This is a genomic window from Solibacillus faecavium (genome assembly GCF_014836905.1).
In the GTDB taxonomy this organism is placed as follows: domain Bacteria; phylum Bacillota; class Bacilli; order Bacillales_A; family Planococcaceae; genus Solibacillus; species Solibacillus faecavium.
This window is the reverse complement of the sequence record NZ_JACSPZ010000003.1, coordinates 235,666-250,246: the sequence shown is the minus strand read 5'-3', so window position 1 is coordinate 250,246 and position 14,581 is coordinate 235,666. Positions and strand designations below refer to the sequence as shown.

General features: G+C 34.2%; 17 protein-coding genes. 8 read left to right on the top strand and 9 right to left on the bottom strand.

Annotation, left to right across the window (positions count from 1 at the left end; all coding sequences use genetic code 11):
* The first annotated feature begins 218 nt into the window (after positions 1–218).
* The gene (locus tag H9635_RS08170) at positions 219–1,682 is read left to right on the top strand and encodes a phospholipase D family protein (protein WP_191699695.1); all 1,464 of its coding nucleotides are present in this window, start codon (positions 219–221) and stop codon (positions 1,680–1,682) included.
* Between the two features lie 148 nt (positions 1,683–1,830).
* Here the strand turns inward: H9635_RS08170 and H9635_RS08165 are convergent, their stop codons facing one another.
* Together H9635_RS08165 and H9635_RS08160 are read right to left on the bottom strand one after the other, a co-directional pair.
* Complete coding sequence (locus tag H9635_RS08165; protein WP_191699694.1) at positions 1,831–2,163, bottom strand: hypothetical protein; 333 nt, start codon at positions 2,161–2,163, stop codon at positions 1,831–1,833.
* 288 nt (positions 2,164–2,451) lie between these two features.
* A complete protein-coding gene (locus H9635_RS08160; protein ID WP_191699693.1) occupies positions 2,452–2,979 on the bottom strand; it encodes a hypothetical protein in 528 nt (175 codons plus the stop codon).
* Between the two features lie 244 nt (positions 2,980–3,223).
* Between H9635_RS08160 and H9635_RS08155 the strand changes: the two genes are divergently transcribed.
* A complete protein-coding gene (locus tag H9635_RS08155; protein WP_191699692.1) occupies positions 3,224–3,547 on the top strand; it encodes a MazG nucleotide pyrophosphohydrolase domain-containing protein in 324 nt (107 codons plus the stop codon).
* Positions 3,548–3,888: 341 nt separating this feature from the next.
* A complete protein-coding gene (locus H9635_RS08150) occupies positions 3,889–4,074 on the top strand; it encodes a hypothetical protein (protein WP_191699691.1) in 186 nt (61 codons plus the stop codon).
* Between the two features lie 148 nt (positions 4,075–4,222).
* Here the strand turns inward: H9635_RS08150 and H9635_RS08145 are convergent, their stop codons facing one another.
* The 5 genes from H9635_RS08145 to H9635_RS08125 form a co-directional block, all read right to left on the bottom strand.
* Positions 4,223–4,618 (bottom strand): GNAT family N-acetyltransferase, encoded by a 396-nt coding sequence (locus tag H9635_RS08145; RefSeq protein WP_225231193.1) that lies wholly within the window; start codon positions 4,616–4,618, stop codon positions 4,223–4,225.
* A 253-nt stretch (positions 4,619–4,871) separates the two neighbouring features.
* A complete protein-coding gene (locus tag H9635_RS08140; protein WP_191699690.1) occupies positions 4,872–5,858 on the bottom strand; it encodes an arsenic resistance protein in 987 nt (328 codons plus the stop codon).
* A 375-nt stretch (positions 5,859–6,233) separates the two neighbouring features.
* Positions 6,234–6,791 carry a histidine phosphatase family protein gene (locus tag H9635_RS08135; RefSeq protein ID WP_191699689.1) on the bottom strand — a complete coding sequence of 186 codons (558 nt, stop codon included), beginning with the start codon at positions 6,789–6,791 and terminating at the stop codon, positions 6,234–6,236.
* A 71-nt stretch (positions 6,792–6,862) separates the two neighbouring features.
* Positions 6,863–7,348, bottom strand: coding sequence for a GNAT family N-acetyltransferase (locus H9635_RS08130; protein WP_191699688.1), 486 nt, complete (start codon positions 7,346–7,348; stop codon positions 6,863–6,865).
* A 333-nt stretch (positions 7,349–7,681) separates the two neighbouring features.
* Positions 7,682–8,233 carry a hypothetical protein gene (locus H9635_RS08125; RefSeq protein WP_191699687.1) on the bottom strand — a complete coding sequence of 184 codons (552 nt, stop codon included), beginning with the start codon at positions 8,231–8,233 and terminating at the stop codon, positions 7,682–7,684.
* Positions 8,234–8,506: 273 nt separating this feature from the next.
* Here H9635_RS08125 and H9635_RS08120 point away from each other — a divergent pair, with 273 nt between their 5' ends.
* Both H9635_RS08120 and H9635_RS08115 read left to right on the top strand, forming a co-directional pair.
* Positions 8,507–9,289, top strand: a complete 783-nt coding sequence (locus H9635_RS08120; protein WP_191699686.1) for a helix-turn-helix domain-containing protein — start codon at positions 8,507–8,509, stop codon at positions 9,287–9,289.
* Between the two features lie 29 nt (positions 9,290–9,318).
* The gene (locus tag H9635_RS08115; RefSeq protein ID WP_191699685.1) at positions 9,319–9,801 is read left to right on the top strand and encodes a small multi-drug export protein; all 483 of its coding nucleotides are present in this window, start codon (positions 9,319–9,321) and stop codon (positions 9,799–9,801) included.
* 127 nt (positions 9,802–9,928) lie between these two features.
* On the opposite strand, the gene H9635_RS08110 is transcribed toward H9635_RS08115, so the two are convergent.
* Complete coding sequence (locus tag H9635_RS08110) at positions 9,929–10,654, bottom strand: Fic family protein (protein WP_191699684.1); 726 nt, start codon at positions 10,652–10,654, stop codon at positions 9,929–9,931.
* 387 nt (positions 10,655–11,041) lie between these two features.
* Between H9635_RS08110 and H9635_RS08105 the strand changes: the two genes are divergently transcribed.
* The 3 genes from H9635_RS08105 to H9635_RS08095 all read left to right on the top strand — a co-directional run bounded on the left by H9635_RS08105 (position 11,042) and on the right by H9635_RS08095 (position 13,742).
* Positions 11,042–11,773 carry an HAD-IIB family hydrolase gene (locus H9635_RS08105; RefSeq protein WP_191699683.1) on the top strand — a complete coding sequence of 244 codons (732 nt, stop codon included), beginning with the start codon at positions 11,042–11,044 and terminating at the stop codon, positions 11,771–11,773.
* Between the two features lie 181 nt (positions 11,774–11,954).
* Positions 11,955–12,998, top strand: a complete 1,044-nt coding sequence (locus H9635_RS08100) for a zinc-dependent alcohol dehydrogenase family protein (protein ID WP_191699682.1) — start codon at positions 11,955–11,957, stop codon at positions 12,996–12,998.
* Positions 12,999–13,292: 294 nt separating this feature from the next.
* On the top strand, positions 13,293–13,742 hold the full coding sequence (locus tag H9635_RS08095; RefSeq protein WP_191699681.1) for an Hsp20/alpha crystallin family protein: 450 nt from the start codon (positions 13,293–13,295) through the stop codon (positions 13,740–13,742).
* A gap of 108 nt (positions 13,743–13,850) precedes the next feature.
* On the opposite strand, the gene H9635_RS08090 is transcribed toward H9635_RS08095, so the two are convergent.
* Entirely contained in the window at positions 13,851–14,423 is a 573-nt protein-coding gene (locus H9635_RS08090) for a hypothetical protein (protein ID WP_191699680.1), read from the bottom strand.
* Positions 14,424–14,581: the final 158 nt, after the last annotated feature.

The following is a 14,581-nucleotide window of genomic DNA, read 5'->3' as shown; positions in this document are numbered from 1 at the left end:
TTTTTTATCCAATATTTGGTATTTAAATTATAACATACTTAATAATATATGGTCCTGCTATTGAATAAAGCACTTTTCATATTCCAGAAAAGCGCTCGATGGGATGGTGTTTTAAAAATCATTTTCCCCTTAAAAATTACCCGCGCCATGCAAGCTAACGCTGTTTAACTTTGCTTTTCCACGGGAACTAAAACAGCAAGAGTATTGGAGGAATTTGAATGAAAAAAGTTCTGAAGAAATGGAACAGCCGGAGTGGCAAATATAAAGTTCTAAGCGCTCTTTTACTTCTTTTGATTTTGCTATATATAGGAGAAATGTTATGGCATACATATAAACCGTTGCCGGATGGTATTTCCTATGAAGGAGACTTGCATAGAACAGACAATATTGAAATGCTGACGGATTTAACTTATGCACAAGACAAAGAAGGGACCAATCGGAAACATGAGAATTATATATTTGATGAGGTTTATACATTGATTGATGAAGCCGAACAATTTGTGGTTGTCGATTTCTTTTTGGTTGATGGGTATTTCGATGAAAAAGAAGATTTCCCCCCAATCGCAAATCTCCTCTCTGACAAGCTTACCGAGAAAAAGAAAAACAATCCCCATATGCCTGTTATATTTATAACCGATCCGCTAAATAAAGGCTATGGCTCCTATGAAACCCCGTGGTTCAAGAAGATGCGTGAAGCCGGGGTAGAAATTGTTTACACCAATTTAGAGCCGCTTCGGGATTCCACACCGATTTATTCAGGCTTATACCGATTATTTTTTCAATGGTTCGACAACGACGGCAAAGGATGGATTGCCAATGCCATGTCGAGCAAAGCACCAAAAATGACATTATCCTCTTACTTAGAACTGCTCAATGTGAAAGCCAACCACCGTAAAGCGGCCGTTTCGGAAAAGGAAGCGATTATCACATCATCAAACCCACATGATGCAAGTGGCTTCCACGGAAATCTTGCTTTAAAAGTAACAGGGCCCATCATAAACGATATTCTAAAATCAGAAGAGGCGGTGTCGCTTATGTCGGATGGTCCGAAATTGCCAAGGGCTGAGATTCCTCAGCAAGGTGATGGCCAGTATGAAGTGCAATATTTGACCGAGAAGAAGATTTTGGATGCCTTACTCGAAGATTTAGCGGCGACAAAAGCAGGAGATAAAATTTGGGTAGGCATGTTCTTTATTGCCCAGCGTGACATTGTCAACGCCTTAACCGATGCAGTAAACCGAGGTGTGCAGGTGAATATGATTCTAGATCCAAATGAAAACTCATTCGGTCAGAAAAAGTCCGGTCTGCCAAATCGACCGGTTGTGAACGAACTACTTGGGGATACAGAGGAACAGATCAACATTCGCTGGTACAATACCGTAGTCGGTCAATACCATACAAAAGCCATCTGGATTCAAACAGCGGAACAAACAATCATTTCAAGCGGTTCTTCCAACTATACAGAACGAACATTGGATGATTACAATCTGGAAAATAACATCCGCATCCTCGCTCCAAATGATAGCGCGCTTGCCTTGGATATGGAAAGTTATTTTGAACGGCTATGGAAAAATGAAGATGCCCTCTACACGCTTGATGTGGAAGAATATCAGGATAACCTCTCCTGGTGGCAGCGCTGGATTTACATGGCACAAAAAATAGCGAAAGTAACTACTTATTAATAGTAAAAAGGAGATGTCTCAATTTGAATACGGCATCTCCTTTTTATTTAGACCTTGTCTTCATTAAAATACACTTGAAAGAAATTTCAGTAAAAAAGCATCGAACACAGTTGGAAATCTGTGATCCGATACCTTTTGGGATGTATTTTTATCGTTCTAACACATGGCTTTCTCTTGCTTTTCGTTTCTTTATAATGAATGTGAAAATATTTAAAATAACTCCTATGACAAACATAACAATTGCATTGAGAGCTAGGATTATTGCTATAGTGCCTCCCCCAAAAGATGCATCACTATAACCATCTCCGGTATTTTTATTACTATAATAAATGTCTAATGATATAAAACTATAGGTTATTACTGGAACTAAAAGAGCCATAACGATTCCAGAAATCCATAATTGAATTTTCTTTTTGCGGTATAAATACAAGGCTAAAAGATTACTAACTATAAAATATAAGATAATAAGCGATCCATCCATATGACTTGCACCCCTTTGAGATAGTTAAATATATTTAAAAAACAATGCAATAGCCATTAGACCACTTAAAATAATTAGCCCTAATATTACTACTAAAAAAATCAATAAAGACTTTTTCATACTACTTCCCCCTTAAGATACATAACGATATATCTTTTTCATTCTTCATTTATCTTTTTACTTTAATACGTTTATGACGACTAGAGTTTTAATCAAATAGCGTTTCCTTTGTAGGCGTCCGCGCAAATTCAAATTAGCTGGTTTTGTTAGAAAATTTAGGTTAATTACTTACTCATCTTCATACACGCCGTCTTTCCACAATATGTTTCCATTAGTATCAAATGCTTCGATTTTCAATGGGTCTGGTTCACCAGGATTTGCATTTTCTAAAGAATCAAAGGTAACATACCAACCTCTAAACCCTTCATTCGTTTCAACAATTGTTGATTCTTTCTCTATTGTTTTTTGTTTTACAAGAACAGTTGTAATTTGTTCATTTGTAATAATTCCACCAAACAAAGTTATCGGTATTTTTGGGTTATTAATCATTACCCAGTCAAAACCGTCTTCTGGATTTATCTCCCCGTTGGAAGTATTTGTCCAATAATCATAATCCAACTTTTTATATCCAATACGAAATCCGGTTTCATCTTTATAGAAAACAATTTCATAATCATCCTTTTGCTGTTTATCTAAAATCTCTGTTGACTTTGGATATGGAACACTTTCTAAAAATTCGTCCGTATTATTACTTGAAGTAATAGAGCAGGCAGTCAGTAGCGGTAAAAGTATAGAAATTAAAAGTAGTTTCCTCATTTAACTATTCCCCCTTTTATGCAATTAGAAATTTATATAATGAACATAACGCTAATAACAATATTTGTAAAATTTATTCTATTTTTCAATTCAAATTATATAACGGAAAGTAAACCATCACCTGTTAGTTGTATCTAATAATTGGGGAAAACACCGCTTTGGGAATCTATTTAGCACTTTACAAGTTACTATTATGGAAATTTATTGGTATATTTATTAAAAGTATATTTAAGGGAGTATTAATATGGAACAATTAACATTTGGTGAATTACAAAACTACTTAGCATTAAAATACAAGGAAGGACGTACTTCTTCTGCATTATTTATGAAATTAGTAGAAGAAATTGGTGAAGTTGCTGAAGTACTAAACCAGTTAGAAGGTCGAAAGAAAATCGACTTACATGCTTCCTTAGAAAAAGAGTTAGTTGATGTTTTACATTATGCAATTGCCATTGCAAGTGTAAATAATATTGATTTAACAAAAGCAATTATCGAAAAAGATAAGGAAGCTGCAATTAAATATAATCAATCCCCAAACTTGGTGGAATTTTTAGTATCCAAAAATTAAACTAACAGTACCAATTATTTACTTATACATACCCTATAACGTTCCAAATAAAAGTTTGCTGTCAAAACAAAAATCGGTAAACATTGTTGTAGCAGCGTTTACCTATTTTTTATTGGAACATTGTTAAAATTAGCTTTTATACTTGGTGGAGACGATACTTAATTTGCATAAAAACTTGTATAGCGCTTCTTATATCGTTATAAATCTGCATCCTTTCTAACAATCACCAAAGAAAAAAAGTTACTCCACAATATGGTCCAAATTTTTAATACCTTTCATTAATCATTTGAAATGCATAATTAAAAAGCCTCTGTAAAGACTAAATTCAGGAGGTGAAAGCCATGGTAAACAACAAAAAAGCACATGAAAGATTTGGGACTGATGGTGACCAAGTTAAGCAAATAATCCAACATATTGAAGCTGAAGAACGACAAGCTTCCCGTTCGAATTCTAATGCAGAATTCGGAAATGAGACGGATATTAAAAAAATGAATCAGAAAATCCGACAAGTTAAAAACAACAAATAAATAGTTACCAATCACAACCAGCAACTTATATGCTGGTTGTTTTCGCCTTGCGTATAAAGAATCGTGCCCGATTGTTAAAGATACTTTTCCAACTATAGCTTCTATTAAATGAATAAGATGTTATTGAGCATTAAACTTTTTTACTCGATTATTTCTTATGCATTATAAATTGTGATTTGCTGTATTTAAAACCGTTCTTCTCGTAGAATGGTAATAACTTTTCTTCACAAAACAAACTGATTACATCGATATGTGATAGCTCATCCAACAATTTTGATACCATTTTTGTTCCTATACCTTCCTCTCTATAGGAATTATGTATAACTACGTCTTCAATATACGCTCTAAACTTTCCGTCTGAAACAGCTCTTGCGAAACCAATAAGGGTATCGTCTTTCCACGCACCTACTGATTTTACTTTTAGTAGCATTTCTTCAATATCCTGTTGTTTTCTTTCCTCCCACCAACCTACATTTTGATACAACTTAATTAAATCATTCGCTTTAATCTTTTTATCAGTATTACTTAAAATTACAACATTCAAGTATTAACCCCTAAAATCATTTTACATAATTTCACTGAATTTAAAACAGTATGTCTTTATTTCATTTTCGTTTAATAAATTTTTTCAATACAAACCTATAATCAACGATATGGCCCTATAACGAAACAGAGCGCCGATTTTTATTACAGAATAGTGCTTATTGTTGAATAACGAATGCCTTTAGCTTTATTCGTCCAAAAGTTTATGAAATTAATATTCCCAAACATCGCTTTGGGAACCTTATATCCATACTTTATAAACTGTTTTCTAAAGAATCCTTATCACGCAAAATTATATTCGGTACCACTCGAATGTAAATTATTTCCCCTACAATTTCTACAATTGTTTGCGTCACAATGATTGCTGCGACCATTGTACTCACATTATCAGGTAAAGCTAAAGCAAGTGGAAGCACTACAAGTGAATTCCGTGTGGAGCCACTAAATATTAATGCTCGTCCTGATGGAACATCCAGTTTGAAACACTTTGCAACAAGCTTTGAAACAAAAGGCATTATCATCATAAAGAGAATATAGATAGGAATTACCTTGAGTATTTCATCTATGTACATTGATAATTTACCGATTTGAGAAGCGATAATAACGAAAAGCGTAAGTGCCATAAATGGAACAGGAAGCCAAGCTGAAGCGTCGATGATTTTATTTGCAACAGATGACTTTTTCATAAACAATTGCACAAGAATCGCAATTGCTAAAGGAATAACAATAAGCATTAAAAAGGCTTCAAGAAATGGACCGATTTCTACAATCGAGGCTGCCTCTTTTCCAATAAACAAGACTAGATATAGCGGTAATAAAAGCATTTGTGTAATAAAGAGAATGGGTGTAGAAATAAGCATTAGTTTTTCATTTCCACGACCTAATGCTGTAAAAACAATGACATAATCAATACAAGGTGTAAGTAAAACTAAAAAGACGCCCAAGAGTAACGGCGGATAGTCTGGTAATAACCTTGTTAATAGCCATGCCACAATCGGCACTGCAATATAATTGACTGTTAGTAACGCCCAAATGAAACGGCGATTCGAGAATGATTTTTTTAATGATGTGAACGGAATTTGCGAAAACATACTATACATTAAAATCGCAATAATAATAGAAATCGTACCGTCTAATTTTGTACCGAATTCAGGAAATAACAAGCCAAATCCAGCTGCCAACAGAATGACGACAACATATAACCAAACTTGATTATTTTCTAATTTTTCTCTAGAAAACATAATTGATTGCTCCTTTTTTAAACGAAAATCTCCTTCTATATTAGCACGATACATTTCAAAAAGTTTTTCAATGTATGTTCGTGTATCGAAAATTGAAATAACGTTCCCAAATCAAAGTTAGGGAAGACACTAGAATGGCACACATGTTGTAAAATCAACGTTCGTGCCTTTTTTTTGAGGACTATTGCTTATACAGCTTTTATACAAATGGCGCAAACGAATGATCCAGCAACATTTATACTTTCTGTGCTTGTTCTTTAATTTGCATAAAAAATTGTATAGCTAATCACTTATCGTTATAAATCCGCATCTTTTCTAACAATCACCTAGAAAAAATGTTATTCAACAATCTGGCCGGATTGTCGAACAATTATATTATATTCTTCCCCATATTCTATCTACGTTTTTTAGCACTTTTCCATTAAAAGTTAATTTATATATATCTGGCATATCGAGATTTTGCCAAAAGGAAAAATCATACTGGCTATCAAAATAATTCATGATTAAAACCATTATATTTCCATGTGTTCCGATAACAACATTTTCATCTTTGTATTTCTCTAATATATTAAAAATGGTTTCTACACCTCTTTTTTGAGCGACATTGTTAGACTCTCCACCCTCCCACGAAAAATTGTAGTCCTCCCATACTTTTGTTATTGCAAGAGTAAAATCGTTGGCTGGGACTGTGGTTAAAGTACGCTCTTTCAAACCCTCTATAATTTCAACTTCTGTATTTATGTATTCTGCTATGCCTTTGACTGTTTGAACAGCTCGTTTATACGGACTGGACACAACAATACCAATTTCCTCTGTTTTTAATAATTTTGTAACAACTGCTGCATCAGCAAAACCTCTTTCCGATAAAGGTCTATTTAATTCATCAGGTGTATATATAGAATGTGCGTGCCTAACAAAATATAAATTAGTCAATTGAACAGCTCCCGGGAATTTAAATAGTAATAATAGATGAAAGAGTACTAAACTAGCTTATCCAATTAGATTTAAACTTTTAAAACCATTCGTACCGTTTTTAAAATATGCCCATCAAATTCATCATCAAATTCTTTCACAACGTCAAAACCTTTTGCTTCATAAAATGTCTTTCCTATTTTATTGTCCTTTTCTACGTTGATATAAATCTCTTTTATACCGTCTAAATTATCGATTCCTTGTTGTAACAATGCTGAACCTATTCCTTTACCTTGTTCTTCAGGATAGAGATAAATAGCACCTAATTCAGCTTTACCATCTTCTCTTACTGGAGAAAAGTTAGCGAATCCAACAATTTTACCTGCTCTCTCTCCCACGAAGAGAAAAGATTGCTCTAAACGTTGTTGCATTCTTTCATTACTATAAGCAGTTTTCAAGAATTTCTCTTGCACCTCTAAAGGAATTATTCCTTCATAAGTAGCATTCCAACTTGTTTTTGCTACATCTTGTACTTGTTTGATATCTTCTGATTGCATTTTACGAATTGTAAAGTCCATACAAACTCCCCTCCTGAACTAAAGCGTTTCATCCATACCAAAGTGTAATTAACATCCACCCCTTGATTTTAACATAAATATCCAATTCCTTTATTATGTCTTATTCATGAAAAGTGTCCAGATTGCTAAAGAAAGCGCAATTCCTTTTCAAGAATTGCGCTATCGTGACTTATGCTCTTCATTAGTTCAACAACTTCCTTAAATCCATTCTTTTGTATGTTTTATCATAAGAAGAGCCATCACTATCATAAAAAATCGCTTCTTTTGTATAATGGGTTTCAGGTGAATGCTGGTTAGTTGAAAAACCTTTTAAATTAATTTACTCTCTTTAATTTATTTAACTGTAGAATAAATTAACTCTCCAGCTTCAGAAAATGCCCGAATGTTTACAGGCAAGAACATATCTTCATCGGATTTAATAAAGAAAAATCGCAATCCTTGGGGACTAAAGATTAAAGCATCTTCAAAGACGTTTTTCTTAGTTTCTACTTCTATTCGATAAATCATTGGATTGAGAATTTGACCAAAGTAGTATGAAAGGCTTTTACCGTTTGAACCTGAGCTTGCCCAAGTAATTTCATCCTCTTCTCTAGGCGGATAAGATGTTGAAATTAATGTAGATTCATATCCCTCTTCATCTCTCACCTTCCAATTCCCCAACCAATTTTGCTCTAACCGAGCCACCGTAATTGAATGGCTATTTCTAAACATGGTTAACCAGTCCCCATCTATTTCCCTCACAAAATAGACCTCTTCAGTTCTTAAAGACCATTTGTCCGTCATGTTAAATACATCTTCTTCTGTCGGCAGTTGTTTTTGATTATAAAATAAAAATAACGTTATCGATCCCGTTAATATTAATATTCCAATAAGTATCTTCATCATTAATTGCCTCCTTAAATCTCATTCATCATAACATAAATTTCCAATTTAACTTAAAGTTACTCCTCAATATGCCCTATAATGATAAATAACTGGCTCCTTAATTTATTTTTTTATCGTAAATTACTTTTCAAACTTTTTTTGTGGAAAAGGCTTTAAAAGCCCGTTATAACAACAATGCAACCTCAAGTTGACAATTTGCATTCCCCACGTGATAGAAAAAGGGGCCATGTTTTTATACATTATAACTAACAAAATACAAGGGAGTTGAAATAAATGGGATTTGGTGAAAAACTACTTAAGCTAAGAAAAGAAAAAGGATTTTCTCAAGAAGCTTTAGCTGAAAAACTAAACACTTCAAGACAGGCAATTAGCAAATGGGAAAACGGTCAAGGATTTCCCGAAACAGAAAAGATCTTAATGATAGGAAACATTTTTGAGGTATCGATTGATTACTTATTGAAAGATTCTGTTGAAAACAATGAAGGAAATGAAGAAGGTTATTATGTAAGCAAAGAGATGGCAGAAGGTTTTTTATTAAGCACTCAAAAAACTGCTAAACATATTGCGTTGGGATTTGGACTTTTTGCATTGGCGTTTGAACCGTACTTAATTATGGGGACGAATTCAATGCTAGGGGTTCTCTTGATTATTGCCATTGGGACATTAGGAATCATTTCTTTTGCGACATTAGGTTTTGATCAAGGGCAATATTCCATTCTCAAAAAAGAAGTTTTATTATTTGATTCTAATTATTTTAAAGAGTTAACAGGGAGATACGAAGGCTTTAAAAGAAAATATTCAGGAGTAATGGTGATCGGTGCTTGTTTACTGGCGGTGGGATTCTTAGCTTTTGCACTGGAGAACAAATTAGAGATGGGCATTTTGGTTCCTTATTATCCGATCTTCGTATTTTTAATAGCTGTTGGTCTTTATATATCGGTTCGTGGTCTTACAATTCTTTCCGCATATCAATTATTAGTTAAAAATGATGAGCATACAGGCCGGTTTGGTTTTAAATTAAAACAGAAGGCAAAGAAGAAATTCGAGGATTTTTAAGGATGAAATTTTAGTAAGGGGGATTATAAATGATTTGGACATATTTTATTATTTTTATATTAGCTGCAATTCCTTTTTTTGAAGTGACAATGATCGTACCAATTGCCATTATCGGGGGTATGCCGGCAGTTCCAGTAATTCTTATTTCCATTTTAGGGAATTTATTAACGGTTGCTTTATTTATTATATTTGTAGACTCGATCCGTAATTGGCGTAAAAAGAGAAAAACAAATGTAGAAACAAATGATTCTAAACGTCATCAACGTGCGAAGAAAATTCGTGATAAATATGGTTTACCAGGTTTAGCGTTTATCGGTCCGTTTTTTATAGGTACTCATTTAACAGCATTACTAGCTGTCACTTTTGGTGGTACACGCCTAAAAACTTTAGTATTAATGACAGCAAGCATCGCATTTTGGGCAGTTTCACTTGGCGGTGCCGCGTATTTAGGGTTTGATTTTCTAGTGACGGATGAAGATGATGGTTTTATTACAAGACTTTTAAATCAATAAAAGAAACGTTCTTGCACTAACGGGCATACTTGTGGAAGGAAATAATAACCTATAATATTAAAAAACACAGATTAAGTTTTCTGTGTTTTTTATGATACGGTTCTCCGTAATATGAGTACATGCGGTTTTATATTGCACTTAAATATAAATCTAATGAGGCTTCTACTTCTTTTGCAACAAGCTCAACAAAATCATCATAGTCCGTCGTTGTATGCGCTTTATCTAAAGCATTATAGTAAGCTAATCGGTTTTCTACACGGATGATAATTGGTGGATAACCAGACTTCATTAACTCTAAATTTAATAAAAGTCGTGAAGTACGACCGTTCCCATCAATAAATGGATGAATGCCAACAAAGATTGCATGTAACATTGCCCCACGTACAATTGGATGTAAAATTTGTGCTTCACTGTCATACCATGACATTAACGCATCCATTTTTTCTTGAATTTTAAATGGTGGCGGTGGTGTATGCACTGCACCTGAAATAAATACTTGCTGGTCTCGATAAACACCTGCATAGCTATCATCGATCCCTTTTAAAACAAGACGATGTAAGTTTTTAATTTGCCATTCCGAAAAAGGCTCTTCTTTATGCACAACATCCTCAACGTATGAAATCGCATCTCGATGGTTAATCACTTCTAAATGCTCTCGCATCGTTTTACCGCCAACTGTAATACCTTCTAACACAACTTTTGTTTCGTTAATTGTTAGTGTATTGCCTTCTATGGCATTTGAGTTGTATGTCCATTCAAGAAAAAGCTTTTCACGTAAACTTTGCACCGTATATTTCGGTAGCGGTCTTTTTTCATCCAATTTCTGTTTCTTTAAATCAATTTGTTCGAACATATTTTCAACTCCTTTATGTAACTTTACATCATGTGACTTGGATTTTGGAAAAATACATTTTAATTTCTCCGATTAAGTTCATTATAGTTCACTATCTATTTTATATTACAAATACTCTATAATAATAAGTCCAAAACGATGAAAGAAATATACTTATTTTAATACACTTTCTAGCGATTCAAATAACGGATGCTCTAATTGTGTAATATCTAAGATGATAATCATCGTATGAATAATTTATACTTGCTTATAATCTCATGCCCAAACACATCATTTCTATATTTCATATATAATGCTGCGCAAATTTATCTAAAATCCATTACTGGAGACACCTGTCCTTTCAGCAGTCATTTCTTCTTATTATACTATTTACAGGAGGCGATTCGAATGAACTTTGTTTTTGATATTGATGGTACACTTTGCTTTGATGGAAAAACGATTCATCCATCAATAATAGATGCTTTAACCAAACTATCCAGTGCTGGCCATGAAGTCATTTTTGCATCTGCACGACCAATTCGTGATTTAGTTTCCGTTATTCCAGCCCCATTTATCAAGGGTAAATTAGTGGGTGGTAACGGTTGTTACACTTCAGTAAACGGTCAAGTTAGCTCTACATACTTTGATCCTGAGTTAAGAAATCAGCTACATGAAATTATCCATACATATCAACTTACTTATTTAGCTGATGGCGAATGGGATTATGCATTCACTGGCAGCTTTGATCACCCTATTTATAAAAATATTAACCAAACTATCGCTAAAAATTTAGCTATTACAGAGCTGGACAAAATCTGCAAATTAGTCATATTTAATCCTGCACAACAAGTAATCACTCAGCTTGAACATTTACCTGTTTCGATAATAACTTATAAAAAAGAAAATGCGATTGATATCAGTCCATTAGGTATTAATAAAGTAGTTGGTCTTGAAAAATTAAACATCCATGATTTTATTGCTTTTGGAAATGATAGCAACGACCAATGTTTATTCGAAAAAGCAGCTTATAGTGTATGTGTAGGTGATAATGAAGTGCAGCAATATGCTTCCAAAAAAATCTCAATAGAAGATGTCGCTGAAACAATTTTGCAACCAATAAATCTTACCGTCAGCATCTAATAAAAAAGCTTAAAGAACATAAATAAATTGTGTTCTTTAAGCTTTTTTCAAAACCTCACTTAACCACATTATGATAAAGCTTTCGCCGCAAAACAAAAACAAATTAAAAAGCTGTTTACTTCCCCTTGTTTTGTCAATACTTTAATTGTTTCAAGTTTTGATAATTAATGGAGGCGATATTGTGAAAGCTTTAGTTTATGCAGGTCCAGGAAAAAGAGAAGTACGTGACGTTGAGAAGCCACGAATTATAAATGATAGTGATGCCATTATCAAGTTAACAAAAACGACTATTTGCGGTACAGATTTACACATTCTTGGTGGTGATGTACCTGCTTGTAAAGAGGGAACAATTTTAGGACATGAAGGCATCGGTATTGTAGAAGAAGTTGGTTCAGGAGTGAAAAACTTTAAAGTTGGCGATAAAGTTATTATTTCATGTGTTACGGCCTGTGGTACTTGTGATTACTGTAAAACTGGGTTATATGCTCACTGTAAAGATGGGGGTTGGATTTTAGGACATCTCATTAATGGTACACAAGCAGAATACGTACACATTCCACACGCTGATAACTCGCTATACCACATTCCAAAAGGTATGTCCGAAGATGCAGCCGTTATGATTTCGGATATTTTACCTACTGGGTTTGAAATTGGGGTACTAAACGGTAAAGTTTCTCCTGGAGATGTCATTGCCATTATCGGTGCAGGTCCAATCGGGATGTCCGTATTATTAACGTCTCAATTTTACTCACCAGCTACAATTATAATGGTGGACTTAGACGAAAACCGACTAGAGGAATCAAAACGTTTTGGTGCTACACATACCATCGTCTCTAAAGATGCGGATACAGCTATAAAAGAAATTTTAGAAATAACGGGTGGCCGAGGTGTCGACGTTGCAATCGAAGCAGTAGGATATCCTGCCACATTCGACATATGCCAAAAAATCTTAGCTCCAGGTGGTCACCTCGCAAACGTTGGTGTACACGGAAAACCTGTAGATTTACAATTACAGGACCTTTGGATTCGTAACGTTACGATTACAACTGGGCTTGTATCTACAAACACAATCCCTATGCTTTTAAAAACGTTAGTAAACGGAAAAATTCAAATCGAAGAACTAGTTACGCACAACTACACATTCGATAATATTATGGAAGCTTATGACACATTCAAAAACGCTGCTAAAGAAAAAGCGCTAAAGATCATTATTGATTTTAAATAAGCTATTTTAAATAATCACAAAAGAGCTCGATTCCTAAAACGAGCTCTTTTTTCTATGCCGTAACGTACTTACTTACTGGTAAGGTTCACCGTAATATGAGGAAGCGCGGTTTTTACTTATTTATTCAAATTTCACTTCGTTTGAATAGATTTTAATCTTGTCCCCTTGTAAAACTTGAATACGACCTCCATCTCGAAGAATCGCCATAACATTAAATGATTAATATCCGCCCAACCAATTTAAGGTTACATACACATAATAATATATAAGCAAAGTAAAGAGGAGGCTTCTACAATGTCGTTACTACCTGATGATTCATTTAAACATTTATCGGATATAAGAAAAGATTTTGAACGAATGTTTTCTACTTTTCCTTTTGATTTAAATCTTTTCGACAATATGCTTGGCAGCTTTGGCGGCATGAAAGTCGATGTACATGAAACAGCAACGGAAGTCGTCGCTACTTGCGATATCCCTGGTTTAGAAAAGGACGACGATATTCAAATAACTGTTGAACAGAATATGTTAAACATTAGAGGTTTCATCAATAAAACAACGGAATTAAAAGAAGAAGACATGTTTAGACAAGAGCGTTATGCGGGTGGCTTCCAGCGCTCTATCTTCCTACCAAGTCCTGTTTCTAGAGACGGTGTGAAGGCAACTTATAGAAATGGTGTGCTTAAAGTAAGGATGCCAAAAACGGCACAAAAAAACGTACAAAATATTGAGATCGATTTTTATTAACATACTCTTAAATGCACCTCAACAAACATCCCTTTGGAATAGGGGTTCCCCATTTCAAGAGGGATGTTTATCTTTTTAAGAAAGCTGCAACTATCTACTCTGTTTGACTTATTGAACACTAAATCCTACCTGTGCTTCTAATTCATACTTTTCCTCTAGTTCAGTCCCCTCTGAAACTTTAATATCAAAATCTGCAATACCGTTTACGACATAATGTCCAGCGGGAAATTCTTTATTCATAACTCGTTTCATGAATTCTTTATATTCATTTTTGTCTTCGGAACTATATCCTCCACTACCAACATATTCTCCTCGAAGTGGTTCTCCCTTAACTAATGTCGTACTTAATAGCGGCATATCCATTCCGTATTCAATTTCATAATTTCTCGTAATCTCAACCATTGGAAAATAAAATGGAGAAGCAGCATGGAAAATTTCAATTTCTTCTCTATCACCTGTATATTCTAGTTCTGCGTAGATTTTTATCGGCTCATTTTCACTATACTCTGCTTTCTCGGTTACAAGTCGATAGGTAAAATCCCCCTCTGTGACTTCGGCCTGTGTTTCCAGCTTATCCGTGTTCGACACCTCATTATCAAGCTTCTTGTCATTACTTTGTTGGCAACCAACTAAAATAATTGAGATAAATACAAAAGATAAAGTCATTGTTATTTTTCTCATTAGTCACACCTCCCTTTTATCATTAGACGGGGTTACTTAGCTTTCGTTTCAAAAATAATCCAGTAGAATAAAGCTTGTATGCATAAAAGGTAGGAACAGGAAGTCGTAGATTGGAAAAGAATCTATTTCGTTCTCCGAAAACAGCCAGTTTTTACCCA

What these genes read in the sequence shown, in the direction of transcription:
- H9635_RS08170 (WP_191699695.1), top strand. Translation starts at nt 219, where the DNA reads ATGAAAAAAGTTCTGAAGAAATGGAACAGCCGGAGTGGCAAATATAAA.
- H9635_RS08165 (WP_191699694.1), bottom strand. Translation starts at nt 2,163, where the DNA reads ATGGATGGATCGCTTATTATCTTATATTTTATAGTTAGTAATCTTTTA.
- H9635_RS08160 (WP_191699693.1), bottom strand. Translation starts at nt 2,979, where the DNA reads ATGAGGAAACTACTTTTAATTTCTATACTTTTACCGCTACTGACTGCC.
- H9635_RS08155 (WP_191699692.1), top strand. Translation starts at nt 3,224, where the DNA reads ATGGAACAATTAACATTTGGTGAATTACAAAACTACTTAGCATTAAAA.
- H9635_RS08150 (WP_191699691.1), top strand. Translation starts at nt 3,889, where the DNA reads ATGGTAAACAACAAAAAAGCACATGAAAGATTTGGGACTGATGGTGAC.
- H9635_RS08140 (WP_191699690.1), bottom strand. Translation starts at nt 5,858, where the DNA reads ATGTTTTCTAGAGAAAAATTAGAAAATAATCAAGTTTGGTTATATGTT.
- H9635_RS08130 (WP_191699688.1), bottom strand. Translation starts at nt 7,348, where the DNA reads ATGGACTTTACAATTCGTAAAATGCAATCAGAAGATATCAAACAAGTA.
- H9635_RS08125 (WP_191699687.1), bottom strand. Translation starts at nt 8,233, where the DNA reads ATGATGAAGATACTTATTGGAATATTAATATTAACGGGATCGATAACG.
- H9635_RS08120 (WP_191699686.1), top strand. Translation starts at nt 8,507, where the DNA reads ATGGGATTTGGTGAAAAACTACTTAAGCTAAGAAAAGAAAAAGGATTT.
- H9635_RS08115 (WP_191699685.1), top strand. Translation starts at nt 9,319, where the DNA reads ATGATTTGGACATATTTTATTATTTTTATATTAGCTGCAATTCCTTTT.
- H9635_RS08110 (WP_191699684.1), bottom strand. Translation starts at nt 10,654, where the DNA reads ATGTTCGAACAAATTGATTTAAAGAAACAGAAATTGGATGAAAAAAGA.
- H9635_RS08105 (WP_191699683.1), top strand. Translation starts at nt 11,042, where the DNA reads ATGAACTTTGTTTTTGATATTGATGGTACACTTTGCTTTGATGGAAAA.
- H9635_RS08095 (WP_191699681.1), top strand. Translation starts at nt 13,293, where the DNA reads ATGTCGTTACTACCTGATGATTCATTTAAACATTTATCGGATATAAGA.
- H9635_RS08090 (WP_191699680.1), bottom strand. Translation starts at nt 14,423, where the DNA reads ATGAGAAAAATAACAATGACTTTATCTTTTGTATTTATCTCAATTATT.